12 protein-coding genes are annotated in these 17,587 nt (G+C 71.4%); 7 read left to right on the forward strand and 5 right to left on the reverse strand.

Going from position 1 to position 17,587, the window contains the following annotated elements; translation table 11 throughout:
* Nucleotides 1-3: 3 nt before the first annotated feature.
* The gene (locus tag C7474_RS14275) at nucleotides 4-1,284 is read right to left on the reverse strand and encodes an ABC transporter substrate-binding protein (RefSeq protein WP_121061071.1); all 1,281 of its coding nucleotides are present in this window, start codon (nucleotides 1,282-1,284) and stop codon (nucleotides 4-6) included.
* A gap of 287 nt (nucleotides 1,285-1,571) precedes the next feature.
* On the opposite strand from C7474_RS14275, the gene C7474_RS14280 reads away from it, so the two are divergent.
* The 4 genes from C7474_RS14280 to C7474_RS14295 all read left to right on the forward strand — a co-directional run bounded on the left by C7474_RS14280 (nucleotide 1,572) and on the right by C7474_RS14295 (nucleotide 5,914).
* Nucleotides 1,572-2,201 carry a GntR family transcriptional regulator gene (locus C7474_RS14280; protein ID WP_121061073.1) on the forward strand — a complete coding sequence of 210 codons (630 nt, stop codon included), beginning with the start codon at nucleotides 1,572-1,574 and terminating at the stop codon, nucleotides 2,199-2,201.
* On the forward strand, nucleotides 2,198-3,718 hold the full coding sequence (locus C7474_RS14285; protein WP_121061075.1) for an MmgE/PrpD family protein: 1,521 nt from the start codon (nucleotides 2,198-2,200) through the stop codon (nucleotides 3,716-3,718). The genes C7474_RS14280 and C7474_RS14285 overlap by 4 nt, the downstream gene beginning before the upstream one ends.
* Nucleotides 3,719-3,797: 79 nt before the next feature.
* A complete protein-coding gene (gene prpB / locus C7474_RS14290; RefSeq protein ID WP_121061077.1) occupies nucleotides 3,798-4,697 on the forward strand; it encodes a methylisocitrate lyase in 900 nt (299 codons plus the stop codon).
* A 29-nt stretch (nucleotides 4,698-4,726) separates the two neighbouring features.
* Nucleotides 4,727-5,914 carry a bifunctional 2-methylcitrate synthase/citrate synthase gene (locus C7474_RS14295; RefSeq protein WP_121061079.1) on the forward strand — a complete coding sequence of 396 codons (1,188 nt, stop codon included), beginning with the start codon at nucleotides 4,727-4,729 and terminating at the stop codon, nucleotides 5,912-5,914.
* 141 nt (nucleotides 5,915-6,055) lie between these two features.
* Here C7474_RS14295 and C7474_RS14300 read toward each other — a convergent pair whose 3' ends face one another.
* The 3 genes from C7474_RS14300 to fadD5 form a co-directional block, all read right to left on the reverse strand.
* Nucleotides 6,056-9,895, reverse strand: a complete 3,840-nt coding sequence (locus tag C7474_RS14300; protein ID WP_121061081.1) for a choice-of-anchor I family protein — start codon at nucleotides 9,893-9,895, stop codon at nucleotides 6,056-6,058.
* Nucleotides 9,896-9,994: 99 nt separating this feature from the next.
* Nucleotides 9,995-11,539: an alcohol dehydrogenase catalytic domain-containing protein gene (locus C7474_RS14305; protein ID WP_121061083.1), complete on the reverse strand. Its 1,545-nt coding sequence runs from the start codon at nucleotides 11,537-11,539 to the stop codon at nucleotides 9,995-9,997.
* A 4-nt stretch (nucleotides 11,540-11,543) separates the two neighbouring features.
* A complete protein-coding gene (gene fadD5 / locus C7474_RS14310; RefSeq protein WP_121061085.1) occupies nucleotides 11,544-13,121 on the reverse strand; it encodes a fatty-acid--CoA ligase FadD5 in 1,578 nt (525 codons plus the stop codon).
* Nucleotides 13,122-13,266: 145 nt separating this feature from the next.
* Here fadD5 and C7474_RS14315 point away from each other — a divergent pair, with 145 nt between their 5' ends.
* Both C7474_RS14315 and C7474_RS14320 read left to right on the forward strand, forming a co-directional pair.
* Nucleotides 13,267-14,502: a TetR/AcrR family transcriptional regulator gene (locus tag C7474_RS14315; RefSeq protein WP_121061087.1), complete on the forward strand. Its 1,236-nt coding sequence runs from the start codon at nucleotides 13,267-13,269 to the stop codon at nucleotides 14,500-14,502.
* A gap of 38 nt (nucleotides 14,503-14,540) precedes the next feature.
* Nucleotides 14,541-15,317: an enoyl-CoA hydratase-related protein gene (locus tag C7474_RS14320; protein WP_121061089.1), complete on the forward strand. Its 777-nt coding sequence runs from the start codon at nucleotides 14,541-14,543 to the stop codon at nucleotides 15,315-15,317.
* A 3-nt stretch (nucleotides 15,318-15,320) separates the two neighbouring features.
* Here C7474_RS14320 and C7474_RS14325 read toward each other — a convergent pair whose 3' ends face one another.
* Nucleotides 15,321-16,829, reverse strand: coding sequence for an aldehyde dehydrogenase family protein (locus tag C7474_RS14325; RefSeq protein ID WP_121061091.1), 1,509 nt, complete (start codon nucleotides 16,827-16,829; stop codon nucleotides 15,321-15,323).
* A gap of 120 nt (nucleotides 16,830-16,949) precedes the next feature.
* On the opposite strand from C7474_RS14325, the gene C7474_RS14330 reads away from it, so the two are divergent.
* Nucleotides 16,950-17,567, forward strand: a complete 618-nt coding sequence (locus C7474_RS14330) for a TetR/AcrR family transcriptional regulator (RefSeq protein ID WP_241965280.1) — start codon at nucleotides 16,950-16,952, stop codon at nucleotides 17,565-17,567.
* Nucleotides 17,568-17,587: the final 20 nt, after the last annotated feature.

A 17,587-nucleotide genomic window follows, 5' to 3' on the forward strand; every position in this document is an offset into this window, starting at 1 on the left:
CGATCAGTCGCCCACCGTGTACGTCTCGTCGTGCAGATCCCAGTTCTCGCCGTTGAAGACCTGCACCCCGATCTCGCTCCACACGTACGGGTAGTCCGCCGTCGTCGTCACCGGCACGGGCGCGAGATCCAGCTCGAGCCCGTCGAACGAGGTCGCGGCCGTCAGCAGGTCGTCGCGCGTGCAGCCGTCCATCGCGGTCAGCGCCGCTTCGAGCAGCTGGGCGGTCTGGTAGCCGGCCGCGGCGGGCGCGGACAGCGCGTTGACGGTGTCGGCGTGCTTCGCGGCGAACGCGGTCCACGCGTCGTAGCCGGCGTCGCCGGCGAGTCCGGCATCCGTGATGTCCTTCGTGTACGCGATCGACACGACGCCGTCGGCGGCGCCGGGGCCGGCGGGCTTGAGGAAGAAGGTCGCGTCGGCGGCGGGCGCGTTGATGACGGTCGTGGCGTCCCAGCCCAGCTCGAGCTTCTTCTTGAGCGACTGGGTCGCGAAGGCGCCGACGGCCCAGTCGAGGAACACGTCGGCGCCGGAGGCGGCGAGGGTCGTGACTTGACTGTCGACCGACGCGGAGGCGAGCTCGTACGACTCGGCGGCGACGAGCTCGATGTCGGTCCCCTCGAACGCCTTCTCGAAGCCCGCACGGATGCTCTCCCCGAAGTCGTCGTTCTGGTACAGGATCGCGGCCTTCGCGCTGGGGTGCTCGGCGATGAGGTACTCCGACAGGGCCTGCACCTCGAAGCTGTACTGCGGCATGAAGCCGGTGGTCCACGGCGACTCCTCGTGGAGGCCGACCAGGGCGTCGGTGCCGGTGCCGACGAACAGGTTCGGCACCCCCTGCTCGGCGACGTAGGGTGCGGCGCCGATCGCGGCGCCGGTGCCGAGCACGCCCGCGAGGGCGAACACACCGTCCTGCTCCACGAGGGTGCGCAGGTTCACCGTCGTCTTGGCGGGGTCGTAGCCGTCGTCGACGACCGTGACCTCGACGCTGCGCGTCTTGCCGTCGGCGAACTCGAGGCCGCCGGCGGCGTTGATGTCGTCGAAGTAGGCCTTCATCGTGTTGCCGATCGCGCCGTAGGCGGCCGCCGGACCCGATAGCGGGATGCTGTTGCCGATCTTCACCGTGGTGTCGGTGAACCCGGGGCTGCAGGCCGCGGCTTCGCCGCTGGGGCCGGGCTCGGCGGCGGCCTCGTCCTCTCGGCCGGCGCACCCGGCGAGCACGAGGGCGGACGCGGCGGTGAGCGACGCGAGCGCGAGGGTCCCGCGTCGGCGGGGATGGGTGCTGTGCATGTGTTCCTCCTCGAACAGGTGCCGGGACCGCGGTCGCGCACTGTCCGTCCTCGTCGATGAGAGCGGACGCGGTGCGTCGTGCGCGAGCCGGTCGGGTGCGTCGAGTATGACCGACGCGGATGCCGGTTGTCACGCGTTTTTGTGAATCTGGATTCACCAATAAGTGAATGGGCGGTCTCTTCGATAGCCCAATGGGTCGATCTCCGTGCGATTCTTAGGTGTATACCGAGGAGTCGCAACTCGAAGCATTCGGGTCGTCGGCGCGAGTTTGTGTATACACTGGCCGGGTGAAGGCTTCCGACCTCGCGTACGGCACGCTCCTCGACGAGATCCAGTCCGGCGTGCTCGCGCCCGGCACGGTGCTCGCCGAGGTGGAGCAGTCGTCGCGGCTCGGCGTCAGCCGCACCCCGCTGCGTGAGGCGCTCGGCAGGCTCGCCGCCGACGGGCTCGTCGCGCAGGCCTCGCCCCGCGTCACGGTGGTCACCGCCATCGATCAGGGCGACATCCGCGATCTGTTCCAGGTGCGCCGCGCCCTCGAAGAGACCGCCGCGCGTCTGGCCGCGGCGAGCGCCGACCGGCACGTGTTCGCGGGTCTCGCCGACGAGTTCGCGCACGCGCAGCCGCGCGGCGACGCCGACGACTACTACGCGCTCATCGCCCGGTTCGACCGCGCCCTCGACGCCGCCGTCGCCAACGATTACCTCACCGCCGCGCTGCGCACCGTCCGCACCCACTTGGTGCGGGTGCGCCGTCTCGCGCGCGACAACCCCGACCGTCTCGCGGCATCCGTCGGCGAGCACCGCGTGATCGCCGCGGCGATCGCCGCCGGCGACACCGACCTCGCCGCCCACGCCACCCACGTGCACCTGCACAACGCCCTCACCAGCATCCTCGAGTCCCTGGAGGCATCCGTATGACCGTCATCCACCCCGTCCGCGTGTACCGCAGCGAGGAAGACCTGCCGCGCACCGAGCAGCTCGCGCACAAGATCGCCCAGGTCGCCGTCGACCCGGTCGCCGTCGACGCCGACGTCGTCGACATGATCGTCAACCGCGTCATCGACAACGCCGCCGTCGCCGCCGCCTCGCTGACCCGCGCCCCCGTTTCGGCGGCCCGCGCCCAGGCGCTGGACCACCCGGTCTCGCGCGGCGGCGCCGGGGCGACCGTGTTCGGCGCGCCGAACGACACCGTCACGAGCCCCGAATGGGCCGCGTGGGCGAACGGCGTCGCCGTGCGCGAACTCGACTACCACGACACGTTCCTCGCGGCCGAGTACTCCCACCCGGGCGACAACATCCCGCCGATCCTCGCCGTCGCCCAGCACGTCGGCGCCGACGGCGCCGCGCTCGTGCGGGGCCTCGCGACCGGGTACGAGATCCAGATCGACCTCGTGCGCGCCATCTGCCTGCACAAGCACAAGATCGACCACGTCGCCCACCTCGGTCCCTCGGCCGCGGCCGGCATCGGCACCCTCCTGGGGCTCGACGTCGACACCGTCGCCCAGGCGGTCGGCCAGGCCCTGCACACGACGACCGCGACGCGGCAGTCGCGCAAGGGCGAGATCTCGACGTGGAAGGCCCACGCGCCCGCGTTCGCCGGGAAGATGGCCGTCGAAGCCGTCGACCGGGCGATGCGCGGCGAGACGTCGCCGTCGCCGATCTACGAAGGCGAAGACGGCGTGATCGCGTGGATGCTGGACGGCAAGGACGCCGCCTACGAGGTGCCGCTGCCGGCGGCCGGCGAAGCCAAGCGCGGCATCCTCGACTCGTACACGAAGGAGCATTCCGCCGAGTACCAGGCGCAGGCGTGGATCGACCTGGCGCGCAAGCTGCACAACGGCGGCGGGTTCGACCCCGCCGACGTCGCCTCGATCGTGCTGCACACCTCGCACCACACCCACTACGTGATCGGTTCGGGCGCGAACGACCCGCAGAAGTACGACCCGACCGCCTCCCGCGAGACCCTCGACCACTCGATCCCGTACATCTTCGCCGTCGCGCTGCAGGACGGCGGCTGGCACCACGTCGACTCGTATACGCCCGAGCGGGCAGGTCGCGCCGACACCGTCGCGCTGTGGCAGAAGATCACCACGGCCGAAGACGCCGAGTGGACGCGCCGTTACCACTCCGACGACCCGGACGAGAAGGCCTTCGGAGGCCGCGTGGAGATCACGCTCGCCGACGGCACGACGATCGTCGACGAGATCGCCGTCGCCGACGCCCACCCGCTCGGCGCCCGACCGTTCGCGCGGGCGGACTACATCCGCAAGTTCCGGCTGCTCGCGGAGCCCGTGCTCGAGCCCGCCGAGATCGAGCGGTTCCTCGCGCTCGCCGAGCGCCTGCCCGAGCTGACGCCCGCCGAGGTGCGCGAGCTCAACATCGTCGCGAAGCCCGGCGTGCTGGCATCGGCTCCCTCGCCCCGAGGCCTGTTCTGATGCTGCGTCGCTGCACTCCGTCACCCGTCCCGGTCGTCGAGCGAGCGAAGCGAGTCGAAACGTCGCGAGGAGGCTTCTGATGCTGTACTCGACGACTCCGGCATCCGAGAAGCGCCGCATCCTGCGCGAGAGACTCGCGGCCGGTGAGCTCGTGCGCTTCCCCGGCGCGTTCAACCCGCTCTCGGCGCGGCTGATCGAGCGCAAGGGCTACGAGGGCGTCTACATCTCGGGCGCGGTGCTCGCCGCCGACCTGGGGCTTCCCGACATCGGGCTCACGACGCTCACCGAGGTCGCCGGCCGCGGGCAGCAGATCGCGCGGATGACGGAGCTGCCCGCGATCATCGACGCCGACACCGGCTTCGGCGAGCCGATGAACGTCGCCCGCACGATCCAGACCCTCGAGGATGCCGGGCTCGCCGGCGCCCACATCGAGGATCAGGTGAACCCGAAGCGCTGCGGCCACCTCGACGGCAAGTCGGTCGTCGACGCCGACACCGCGAGGGGGCGCATCCGCGCCGCCGTCGACGGGCGCCGCGACCCGAACTTCCTGGTGATGGCGCGCACCGACATCCGTGCGGTCGACGGGCTCGACGCCGCGATCGACCGGGCCAAGGCCCTCGTCGACGCCGGGGCGGATGCCGTCTTCCCCGAGGCGATGCGCGATCTGTCGGAGTTCGAGGCGATGGCCTCCGCCCTCGACGTGCCGATCCTGGCCAACATGACCGAGTTCGGCAAGAGCGAGCTGTTCACGGTCGAGCAGCTGCGCGGCGCCGGCGTGCAGATCGTCATCTGGCCGGTGTCGCTGCTGCGGATCGCGATGGGCGCGGCCGGACGCGGGCTCGATACCCTGACCGACGAGGGGCACCTCACCTCGAAGCTCGGCGAGATGCAGCACCGCGCCGACCTCTACGACCTCATCGACTACGAGGGTTACAACCGCTTCGACACGAGCGTCTTCGACTTCACGGTCGACCGCTGACCACCGACCCACGGCAAAGGAGCCCGACCATGACCGAGCAGGACATCAAGAAAGGCCTTGCGGGGGTCGTCGCCGACGTCACCGCCATCAGCAAGGTCAACCCGGAATCGAACTCCCTGCTGTACCGCGGGTACCCGGTGCAGGAGCTCGCCGCGACGCAGCCCTTCGACGCCGTCGCCTACCTGCTGTGGCACGGCGAACTGCCCACCGACGAACAGCTCGCGGCGCAGCGGGCCGAGGGGCGGCGCTTCCGGGCGCTCGCGCCGGAGGTCAAGGCGGCGATCGACCAGCTGCCGTTGGACGCGCATCCGATGGACGAGCTGCGCACGGCCGTCAGCGTCATCGGCGCCATCGAGACGGCGGGGGAGGACGTGCTCACCGCCGTCGGCACTCCCGAGGAGAACATCGCGCGCAGCCTGCACCTGTTCGCGGCACTGCCGGCCATCGTCGCGTACGGCCAGCGGCGACGTCGCGGGCTCGAACCGGTCGACCCGCGTGAAGACCTCACGTACGCGCAGAACTTCCTGTGGATGACCTTCGGCGAGGAGGCCGCCCCGGTGGTCGTCGACGCCTTCAACCGGTCGATGATCCTCTACGCCGAGCACTCGTTCAACGCGTCGACCTTCACCGCGCGCGTCATCACCTCGACCCTCAGCGACCTGTACTCGGCCGTCGTCGGCGCGATCGGAGCCCTCAAGGGGCCGCTGCACGGTGGGGCGAACGAGGCGGTGCTGCACGTCTTCGACGAGATCGGCGACGCCGACAACGTCGTGTCGTGGCTCGACACCGCGCTCGCCGAGAAGCGCAAGATCATGGGCTTCGGGCACCGCGTGTACAAGCGCGGCGACTCGCGCGTGCCGACCATGAAGGCCGCGCTGGACACCCTCGTGGAGTACTACGACCGTCCGGATGTCGCCGCGCTGTACGCGCACCTGGAGCGCGAGTTCGTCGAGCGCAAGGGGATCTACCCGAACCTCGACTACCCGTCGGGTCCGGCCTACAACCTCATCGGCTTCGACACGCTCACCTTCACGCCGCTGTTCGTCGCGGCGCGCATCACCGGGTGGACGGCGCACATCATCGAGCAGCAGCGCGCCAACGCCCTCATCCGCCCGCTGTCGGCCTACAACGGCCCCGACGAGCGGCACATCGAGGGCTACACGCCCGACACCGAGGCGATCCGCCTGACCGAGCGCCCCGAGGAGGCCGCGGGCTGACGGCGAGAAACCACTCTCGGCGCGAGACATCACGCAGGCGATGATTTCTCGCCGCCGAAGGTGTGTCTCGTAAGCGGAGGCGGCGCAGAAACGGAAGCGGCCCCGGGGATCACCCGGGGCCGCTTCGCTGTCGGATGCGGATCAGACGTCGGCCGTGGTGCGCCGGCGCAGGAGCATCACGAGTCCCGCGACGAGGATGCCCGCCGCGAGCACCGAGACGAACCCGATCGGGAACGTGCCGCCGGTGGCGGCGATCGCCTGCGCGGTCCCGGGTGCCGTCACGAGGATCTCGAACGACTGCGCGTCCGTGCCGTTCGAGATCAGCACCAGGTGGTGCGTTCCGACCGGCAGGTCTGCCGGCACCGCGACGGTGAACGACACCGCACCCGACGCGTTCGCTGCCGGGATGCCGGTGATCGTGATGGGGTCGCTTCGCAGTTCGGCGCCGATCCGCTGGCCGGGCAGGAGCCCGGCGACGTCCACGGTGAACGTGCCGCCCGCCGTGACCGAGGTCGCACCGAGAGCGACCTTCGCGGCCTTCAGCGCGGCCAGCAGCTGCGCGGCGGTCGGCTCGCCGGTGCCCGGCAGCTCGCCGCCGGGGTTCTCACCGCCGGGGTTCTCGCCCTCGCCCGGCTCACCCTCGACCGGCGGCTGCTCGCCGACGAGGTACGCGCGGTTCGCCGGCGACGGCGCGACGGGACCGGATGCCGCGGCGAAGAAGTCGACCGTGGCCTGCAGGTCGATCTGCCCCGAGTCGGCCACGTTCGTGCCCTGACGGAAGGAGACGAAGTTGTCGCCGCCCCCGGAGAGGAACGAGTTGGTCACGATGCGGATCGACGTCGTCGTGTCGGTCGGGGACAGCTCTTCGCCGTCGAGCTGCATCGAGACGATGTGCGAGCCGGCCGCCGCAGCCGGGTCGTACTCGAAGGTGAAGCCCTTCGAGACGCCCATCGCGAGCTTCGGACGCGACGCGCCCGCCGGCTGCCACTGCTGCTCGAGCACCGCCTTGATCTGCGCGGGCGTGAGGTCGAGGGTGACGAGCGTGTTGCCGAACGGCTGCACGTTCGCGACCTCGCGGTAGCTCATCGCGCCGTTGTCGTCGCCGAACAGCAGGTCGGCGCGCAGGCCGCCCGGGTTCATGAACGCGATCTGCGCGTCCTGGCCGCCGTAGGCGGGGTTGTCGCTGGTCGCCCACAGGTACACGTCGGCGACCGTGTTGCCGAGCGTCGAGTGCACGCCGCGGTCCTCGGCGCCGCCCGAGGTCTTGCCGCGCAGGATGTCGGCGGTGATGGCGCCGACCGTCTTCTGGCCCTCGAGGTTCGCCGTGGTGACGGCCGCGTCGACGACGGCCTTGGTGGCCGCCTGCGGGTAGGCGATGTACTGGCTCGTGGTGCCGTCGTACAGCGACACGGTGCCGCCGGTGATCGACTCGAGCTCGCCGGCATCCGTCAGTTCGATGTCGAGGGTGCCCAGCGCCGTGCCGTACTGGTGCGCCTGGATGACGGGACGGCCGTCGATCTCGTGCGCGTACCGCTGGTGGGTGTGCGCCGAGACGATCGCGTCGATCTCCGGCGACGCGTTCTGCACGAGCTGCGCGAACGCGTCGTCGCCCTCGGTGATGTCGGTGATGTCCGACGTCGCCGCACCCTCGTGGGTGAGCAGGATGATGACGTCGGCCTCGTCGTTCGCCACGATCTTCGCGGCCTCCCGGTTGGCGGCCTCGACCTGGTCGCCGAAGTCGATCGTCGCGATCCCGTCGGGGCTGACCATGCCGGCCGTCTGCTGGGTGACGGTGCCGATGAACGCGATGCGCGTGCCGTCGACCTCGCGGATCGTGTAGGGCTTGAGCGCCGGGGTCTTCGTCCCCTTCTCGTACACGTTGGCGCCGAGGGCGAAGTCCGCGCCGCCGTCGGAGGCCGGCTCGCCCGCGCCGAAGCGGGGGATCACCCGCTCGGTGAGGTCGGTGAAGCCCCGGTCGAACTCGTGGTTGCCCACGGCGCCCAGGTCCAGGCCCGCGGCCTTCAGGGCGTCGATCGTGGGGTTGTCGTCGTCGATGAACGACTCGAACGCCGAGGCGCCGATGTTGTCGCCGGCCGAGACGAACAGCGTGTTCGGGTTCTGCTGCCGGAAGCTGTCGACCGCTCCCGCGAGCACCGCGGCGCCCGCGACCCCGCCGGTCTCCTGCACGAGGCGCCCGTGGAAGTCGTTGACCGTGAGGATGCGCACGTCGGGCTCGTCGGCCAGCAGGTCCTCGACGGCGAAGACGGTCGTCGTGCCCGAGACCTCGTTGCCGGTGACCAGCAGCGGCTGACCCGTGGGCGAGCGGTGCGCCGGGACGAACTGGATGCCCTCCGGGCCCAGATCGCCGGCGGCCGAGGACTCGACGTCGGCCGTGAAGTCGCGGCGGCTCACGTAGGTGACGTACTCCGCTGCGGCCGGGTCGGTGATGTCGTAGACGGCGACGCCGCCGACGCGCTCGAAGCCCACGAACGCGTAGGTGCGCTCGCCGACCGTGCCGACCGCGACGTTCTCGGGCTCGACGCCCTTGTCGTCGCTGCGGTCGTTGTCGTCGTTGTTGTCGTTGCTCGCGTTGAACACGAGCCCCTGGCCGACGAGGCGCTGCTGCAGCTGCTCGAACTGGTCGCCCGAGTCGAACACGAGCGTGCCGTCGGTGTTCCAGATCGAGAACGAGCGGGCGCCGTAGGCGTACAGCTCGCTGTAGCAGTCGGCGCCGGAGGCGATGCCCAGGTCGGTCACGACCTTGAGGCGGCCGAGGACGTCGTCCTTCTGGACGTCGGGGATCGCGGACAGCGGGCTGTCGGCGCAGATGCCCGCGACACCCTTCTTGCCGAGATCCTTCACGCGGGCCTCGTCGATGAAGTACGCGGCGTTCTCGTCGCCGTTCTCGTCGAAGCCCCACTCGCGGGCGTCGCCCTCGTTGGCGGTGACGAGGTAGGTCTTGCCGCCCGCCGCGTACGACTGGATGCCGTCGGGCATGTAGAGGCCCTTGAGCCCCGGGTAGGTCGTGATGTCGATCGTCGGCGCGTCCTCGGGGTCGCGGTCGCTCGCGTCGAGGCCGACGGTGCCCCAGTCCTTGTCGCCGAGCGGCATGATCTTGCCGACCTCGGCCTTGGCGAGGTCGACGACCGCGATCGCGTTCGCCTCCTGCAGTGCGACGTAGGCCGTGGTGCCGTCGACGGTGATGTACTCGGGCTCGAGGTTGCGGCTGACGCGGTTCGCGGCGAGCGGCTTCGCGCCCTGGTCGGGGGCGGCGATGTCCGGACCGAACACGCGCACCTTCGGGTCGAGCGTCTTCGTGCCGCCGGCCTCGAACGCGCCGAATCCGGCGATCTTGACGGCGGCCTGCGCCGGCGCGCTCACCGTCTTGGGCAGGGCGACCACGCCGATCGAGCCTTCCGGGTCGACGGAGTAGTCGTCCGCCGGCTCGCCCTCGTTGGCGACGACGGCGTACGCGCCGTCCTTGGAGATCGTCACCATGTCGGGCAGGGCGCCGACGGTCACCGACCCCAGGATGGCGGTGTCCGCGGAGGAGGCGTTCGCGTCGAAGAAGACGAGCGATCCGTTCGCGGTCTTGTCCTCCGCCTCGAAGGCGATGACGCCGAGTCCGTCGTCGCGGATCGCGAGCGAGTTGGCGGTGCCCGTCGCAGAGAGGGCGAACAGCTCGCGCAGGTTGGTCGGGTCGGAGTTGTCGAGCACCGTCACCGATCCCGACAGCGCGTTCACGACGTAGAGGCGGTCACGGTAGGCCTGCACGATCTCGGCGGCGGACTCGCCGAACACGCCCGACTCGAACGTGTCGAGGGGGGTGAGCTTCAGGGCGGCACCGTCGACGGAGTCGCTGATCAGGGGCGTCGTGACGGGGGCGGCGACCGCGGCGGTGAGCGGTGTCAGGGCGAGCGTGCAGGCGAGTGCGGCCGTGGTGGCCGCCGCGACCGCACGACGTCGGACTGGCGAAGGCATGGATGTCCTCAGGTCGATTCGGGAAGGTGCTTCCTGCCTATCGACGCCGGGTGGCTCCGGCCTTACTCCCGGGTGAACGGTCGGTGACGCGGCCGCGTGTCAGTCCGCGACGCGCACCGGCCGGTCGGGGACGCGCTCGAGGACGAAGTGGTACCGGCGGCCGCGGACCTCGGTGCCGGGGCCGGTCATGACGCCGAGCAGGGTGTCGGGGCCGAGCCGGGTGAACAGGTCGATCACGGGTCGCGTGTCGTAGAGCATCGCGGCGGTGTCGAGGCCGTCGTGACGCACGGTGCGCACCGTCGCGCCCCCGCCCGCGAGGCGCGCGTCGGCGACGAGCCCACCGGTCTCGTCGGTGCACACGATCGGCGCGACGTCGTCGACGCTGCGGAAGAGCTTGCCGAACCATCCGCTGCGCTCGAGCTGCCGCTGGATCGGGTGGTCCAGGCTCAGCCCGGTGCCGCGCCACAGGCCCACGAGCTCGCCGGGGGAGACCGGCGGCAGCGACCGCCACAGCAACGCCAGATCGGCGTCGCGGATGCCGGTGATCGGCGTCGCGGCGGGCGGTGCGCCCGCGGGGACCACCGCCTCGCCGATGCGGGCGACCGGCTTGATCGTGCGGCCCGCGCGCGCATCGGCGACGGCGGTGTCGATGTCGTCGAACGCGTAGCCGGTCACGAGTCGCTCGATCGGCATCCGACCGGCCCGCCACAGGGCGGCGAGCATCGGGATGTCGCGGTGCACGTCGGCGTCGCCCTCGATGACACCGGTGAGGGTGCGTCCCCACAGCAACTGCGACTGGGAGATCGTCACGGGGTTTGCGCCGGCGCGCAGGGCGACGGTCGCGCACACGCCGCGCGGCGCGAGCGCCGACAGGCCGAGGGCGACCGTCTCCTGCGTGCCCACGGTGTCGAGCACGCAGGAGACGTCCGTCACCGCCGGGGCGTCGGGCCCGCGCGCCTCGTCGGCCCCCAGGTCCAGGGCGAGGCGTCGGCGCTCGTCGAGCGGATCGGTGACGATGATGCGCCGCACGCCCCGGTGCCGCGCGGCCATGACCGCCGCGAGCCCCGTCGTGCCCGCGCCGATGACGAGCAGCGTGTCGTCCGGGCCCGGACGCAGCACGGTGATGACGGCGCCCGCACCGGTCAAGATGCCGCAGCCGAGCGTCGCGGCGACCTCCCACGGCACGTCGTCGTCGATGCGGACGGCGTTGGACTCCCGGGCCACGACGTGCGTCGACCACGACGACTGCGACATCCAGCCGGTCGTGGCCGCCTCGCCGGCGACCTCGGCATCCGATCGCGGAGCGTAGTTGAGCTCGGCGAAGCGGGCGCAGTAGGCCGGGTGGCCGGCGGCGCACGACGCGCAGGCGCCGCACGAGTCGAAGCTCAGCACGACGTGGTCGCCGGGGGAGAGCGCGGTGACCCCCGCGCCGACCGCCTCGACGACACCCGCGCCCTCGTGCCCGAACACCGCGGGGAAGCGGTCGCCCGCCCCGCCCGCGATGCCGAACAGGTCGGTCGCGCACACCCCCGACGCCATCACGCGCACGAGGATCTCGTCCGGGCCGGGGTCGCGCACGGTGATCTCGGACAGCGCGACGGATCCGCCGCGCTCCCTCACGAGCGCGGCCACGGCGGCGGTCATGCGCTCACGCCGTCGCCGGCTCGCGGTCGGCGGCGCGCAGCGCCACCTTGTTGACCTTGCCGGCGGCGTTGCGCGGCAGCGCCGGCACGACGACGAGGTGCTTGGGCTGCTTGAAGCGGGCGAGCTTGTCCGAGAGCCAGTCCTGCAGCTCGTCGATCGACAGTTCCTGCTCCGGCTTGAGCGCCACGGCGGCCACCGGCACCTCGCCCCAGCGCTCGTCGGCGCGGCCGTACACGGCGGCCTCGAGGATCTTCGGGTGCGCGGCGAGCACGTTCTCGACCTCGGCGCAGTACACGTTCTCACCGCCGGAGATGATCATGTCCTTCTTGCGGTCGACGACCCACACGAACCCCTCGTCGTCCTGCTTGACGAGGTCGCCGGAGTGGAACCAGCCGCCCTCGAACGCCGCCGCGGTCTCGTCGGGCTTGCGCCAGTACCCCTTCATGAGGTTCGGGCCGCGGTAGACGATCTCGCCGACCTGGCCGGGCGCGACGTCGTTCATCTCGTCGTCGACCACGCGGTACTGGATCGTCGGGATGGGCCGCCCGACCGAGCCGAGCTTGCGCAGCGAGTCCTCGCCGCGCAGCACGCACGTGATCGGGGAGAGCTCGGTCTGACCGAAGACGGCGACGTTCGTCGCGTGCGGGAAGCGGTCGGCCATCGCGTGCAGCAGGGTGTCGGATGCCGGGGCCGCCCCCCAGCTGATGATGCGCAGGTGCAGGTCGCGGTCGGGCAGCGACGGGTCGGCGCAGATCACCTGCCATTGCTGGGGCACGTTGAAGACGATCGTCGCCTTCTCCCGCTCCCACGCGTCCAGCAGCTCGGTCGGGTTGAAGGCGCCGAGCGGGTGGATGACGGTCGGGATGCCGATGATGAAGTTCGGCGCGATCGAGCCGAGACCGGCGATGTGGAACAGCGGCGCCGTCATGAAGGCGATGTCGCTCTCGTCGTTGACGTTGTTCGCGCGGATGCAGGTGATCGACTGCGAGAACAGGTTGACGTGGTCGAGCATGGCGCCCTTGGGGCGGCCGGTGGTGCCCGAGGTGTACATGATGAGCGCCGTCGTGTCCTCGGGCACGTCGGGCGCCTCGAATCCCTCCGGGTCCTCGGCGACGAGGTCGGCCCACGACTCCTGCCCCTCGCCGGCCTCGCCGATGACGATGACCTTGCGGATGCGGTCGGTCACCTGCGCGACGGCGCCGACGAGCGGGGCCAGCGGCGCCTCGACGATGAGCACGTCGGCGTCCGCGTCGTCGACGATGTACGCGATCTCGGGCGGGGTGAGGCGGATGTTGATCGGCACGGCGATCGCGCCGAGCCGGTTGATGCCGAACACCGACAGCACGACCTCGGGACGGTTGAGCGTGAGCAGCAGCACACGGTCGCCGAAGCCCACGCCGCGGCGGGCGAGCGCGGCCGCGAAGGAGTCCATGCGCTCCCGCGCCTGCGCCCACGTCGTCTCGGCGCCGAGGAAGCGGAAGGCGGTGGCGTCGGGCTTGTTGGCGGCGTGCACCGTGATCTGGTTCATCCAGTGGTTGCGGCGCGCCGCCGCGGGGATCGCATACGCGGTGTGGTCGGTCATCGGGGTCCCTCTCATACGTCTTCGTAGCGGGACGTCGCGACTCTGCGACGCCCTGGGCCTGCGTCGAGTATGCCACCGCGACGTCGGGTTGTCACGGGTTTTGTTAACGAAGATTCACAGACGTCCGGAGGTCTAGGCTGTCGGCATGACCCCGGCATCCGGCCCCGCGCTCGAGACGGCTCCCGCCGCGCCGCGCTCCCGGCCGCGCGACCGGAAGCGGCGCATCGAAGAGGCCGCCGCCGTCGCGTTCGCCGAGGGCGGCTACCACGCCGTCGGCATGCAGGACATCGCCGCCGCCGTCGGCATCTCCGCCCCGGCGCTGTACCGCCACTTCCCGAATAAGTACGCCCTGTTCGTGCGCACGGCGTTCATGCTCGCCCACCGGCTCATCGAGGCGACCGACGAGCCGGCCGCCGCGCCCGCCGACGCCGACCCGCGCGCCGTCGTCGACGCGCTGCTCGACGCCGTCATCGCGACGACGATCGAGCTGCGCACGACCGGGGGGATCTACCGTTGGGAAGGGCGCTACCTCGAGCCCGCCGACCGCGCGCTGCTCACCGGCGAGTTCGCGCTGCTGCGGCAGCGCTTCGCCGACCGCCTCGCGGTGCTGCGCCCCGAACTGACCGGTGACGAGCTGCGCTGGCGCACCCTCGCCGCGCTCTCGGTCGTCGCCTCGATCACGGCGCACCACACGGTCGTCGCCGCCCGCACGCTGCGGACGCTGCTCGCCGATGCCGCATGGCGCGTGCTCGAACTCCCCCTCGCTGCGCAGGCGCCGCGCGCGACGGCCGCACCGGCTGCGGCATCCGCCGCCGATCCGGACACCCGACGCGAACGGCTGATCGACTCCGCGGTGCGGATGTTCGCCGCGCGCGGGTACAACGACGTGACGATCGAAGACCTCGCGAGCGACGTCGACCTCACCCCGTCCGGGGTGTACCGCCACTTCGAGAACAAGTCCGCGCTGCTGCTGGCCGCCTGCGAACGCGCGGCCGTCTCGCTCGAGCACGCCGTGCTCGGTGCGCGCGAGCGCGCGGCGTCGCCGGCCGATGCCCTGCGCGAGGTGTGCCGCGCCTACGTCGCGCACACCTTCGCGAACCTCGCCCTCACGCGCGTCTACTTCGCCGAGCTCGGCAACCTGCCCGCCGAAGACCAGCGGCGCCTGCGCGCCCTGCAGCGCGCGCACGTGGCCGACTGGACGGCGCTGCTGCAGGCCGCCCGCCCAGAGCTGCGGGGCAAGGAGGCCGTCGTGCTCGTGCACGCGAGCCTCGGCGTCGTCGCCGACGAGGCGCCGCTGCTGGCCGAGCGCGACGCGGTGGCGGCCGAACGGCTCGTCGCACTCATGGGCGCCGCCCTGGGTATCCCGGGTCGCGCCGCCTGATGGGCGCCGCGTCGGGCCTCTCGTGACAGCATGAGGGCATGACCTCTTACGAGACGATCCTCGTCGGCACGCACGGACGCGTCGGCCGGATCACCCTGAACCGTCCCGAGGCGCTCAACGCCCTCAACTCGCAGGTGATGCGCGATGTCGTCGCCGCGGCCGAGGCGTTCGACGCCGACGAGGGGATCGGCGCCATCGTCGTCACCGGCAGCGAGAAGGCGTTCGCCGCGGGCGCCGACATCAAGGAGATGGAGCAGAAGTCCGGGCGGGAGATGATCATGGACGATCACTTCGGCGCCTGGGCGCGCTTCGCGGCCGTGCGCACCCCCGTCATCGCCGCCGTCTCGGGCTACGCGCTCGGCGGTGGGTGCGAGCTCGCGATGATGTGCGACATCATCGTCGCCGGCGACACGGCCCGCTTCGGGCAGCCCGAGATCAACCTGGGAGTCATCCCCGGAATGGGCGGCACGCAGCGTCTCATCCGCGCGGTCGGCGCCTACGTCGCCGCCGACATGGTGCTGACCGGGCGGATGCTGTCCGCCGACGAGGCGCAGCGCGCGGGGCTCGTCTCCCGCGTCGTGCCGGCCGCCGACCTCGAAGCCGAGGCGGCGAAGGTCGCCGAGACGATCGCGGCGAAGTCGCTGCCGTCGGTGTACGCGGCGAAGGCGGCGCTGGATGCGGCCCTGGAGACCACGCTCGCCGAAGGCCTGCGCTTCGAGCGCCACGCGTTCGCTGCGCTGTTCGACACGGCGGACCAGAAGGAGGGCATGGCCGCCTTCCGGGAGAAGCGGCAGCCCGACTTCACGAACCGCTGAGGCTCACTTCCCCTTGCCGTGCAGCAAGGGGATCATGCGTGCGACCATGTGCATGTCCTTGTCGGTGCGCTCCATAGTGAGCAGGTTGAGCGCCGCCTTGCGGGTCTGCCGGGCCACCGACTTCGGCGTCGTGAACTCGCGCAGCCCGTCGGCGCCGTGGATGCGGCCGAAGCCCGAGCCCTTCACTCCGCCGAACGGCAGAGCCGGGATCGCGGCGAACCCGAGCACGGAGTTGATCGTCACGACGCCCGCCTTCAGCTGCGCGGCGAGGCGCTCGCCGGTGTGCGGCGAGGCGGTGAACACGGCGGCGCCCAGGCCGTACTCGGTGGCGTTCGCCTTGGCCACCGCTTCTTCGAGCGAGTCGACGGTGTTGATGACCACCGTCGGTCCGAACGTCTCCAGGCGTACGGCGTCGGCGTCTTCGGGCACGTCGCACAGCACGACGGGTTCGACGGTGCGCCCCCGCACCGACTCGGGGCCGCCGAGCACGGCGGTGCCGCCGCGGGCGAGTGCGTCGGCGACATGCGCGGCGACGACGTCGGACTGCGAGCCGAGGGTCATCGGCCCGTACGAGGTCGCCTCGCCCGCCGTGCGCAGGCGCTGGGCGCGCTCGACGACCTTCGCGACGAGCGCGTCGCGCACCTGTCGCTGCACGTAGACGCGCTCGACGCCGACGCACGTCTGACCGGCGTTGCCCATCGCGCCGAACACGACGAAGTCGGCGGCGGCGTCGAGGTCGGCATCCGCGGCGACGATGAGCGCGTCCTTGCCGCCGCACTCGGCGACCAGGGGGGTGAGGGTCTCGGCGCAGGCGGCCATGACCTTCTTGGCGGATGCGGTCGATCCCGTGAAGGCGACCTTGTCGACGCCGGACGCCACCAGGGCGGCGCCGGTGGCGCGATCGCCGGTCGCGACCTGGAAGACGGGCTTCGGGCACACCTCGTTCCAGCGCGCCTCGATCCATCGCGCGGTGCCGGGGGTGAGCTCGCTCGGCTTGAACACGATCGCGTTGCCGGCCGACAGGGCGTACGAGATCGAGCCCATCGGCGTGTAGAACGGGTAGTTCCACGGGCCGATCACCCCGACCACGCCGTACGGCTCGTAGCGCAGCGTCGCGTGCTGGTTGTAGTTGATGAGCCCGGCCTTCACCTTGCGGACGCCGAGCACCTCCTTGGCGTGCTTCGCGGCCCAGTCGAGGTGGCCGAGGGTCAGCATCACCTCGAGCAGCGCGTCGCCGGCGGGCTTCCCGGTCTCGGCCGAGATGACGCCCGCGAGCTCCTGCGCGCCGCGCGCGATCGCGCCCTTCCACGCGAGCAGCACGCGCTTGCGCCCGTCGAAGCCCTGCCCGGCCCACCACGCCGCGGCCCCGCGGGCGTCGACGACGCGACGGGACACGGTGGCGGCGTCTTCGAGCGCGTGGTCGGCGATCGCCGAGCCGTCGCGCGGGTCGTGCGCGGTGAAGGTGGACGGTGCGGCGTCGCCCGTGGTGGTGGTGCCGTCGATGAGTGTCATGTCGGATTCCTCGCTCCCCATTGAGCGGTCCCAGAAGTGAACCGTGATTCACGATAGGTCGCGCCGGACTGTTGTGCAAGACTTTTTCGAATCCCGATTAGAATGAGGCGGGGAGGGACGATGAGCACGGAGACGAGCGGACCGGCGCAGACGGCGAAGTCGGCGCGCACGCGCGAGCGCATCCTCGACGCCGCCGCCCAGGTGCTCAGCCGCAAGGGCTACGCCGGCACGCGGCTCGCCGACGTCGCCGAAGTGGCCGGCATCCAGGCCCCCGCCATCTACTACTACTTCGGATCGCGCGACGACCTCGTCGAAGAGGTCATGTGGGCCGGCGCCCACCGTGTGCGCGCCCACGTCGAAGAGGTGCTCGCCGCGCTCCCCGACGCGGATGCCGGCGAGCGGCTGCTCGCGGCCGTCGACGCGCATCTGCGCTACGAGCTGCTCATCTCGGACTACACGACCGCGTCGGTGCGCAACGCCGGGCAGGTGCCCGAGCACCTGCGTGTGCGTCCCGCCGCCGAGGAGGGTGCCTACAGCCGTCTGTGGCGCGACCTGTTCCAGGGCGCGCAGGATGCCGGTCTGCTGCGCGAGGGGCTCGACATCAATGTGTTCCGCCTGCTGCTGCTGGGCTCGATGAACTGGGCCGTCGAGTGGTGGAACCCGCGGACGCGGTCGCTCGACGACCTCGTGCGCGGTGCGCAGGACATGGTGCGCTTCGGCACCTTCGCCCGCCCCTGACGCGTTCGACCGGGGGGAGG

This window comes from Microbacterium telephonicum (assembly GCF_003651225.1).
Classification (GTDB): Bacteria; Actinomycetota; Actinomycetes; order Actinomycetales; family Microbacteriaceae; genus Microbacterium; species Microbacterium telephonicum.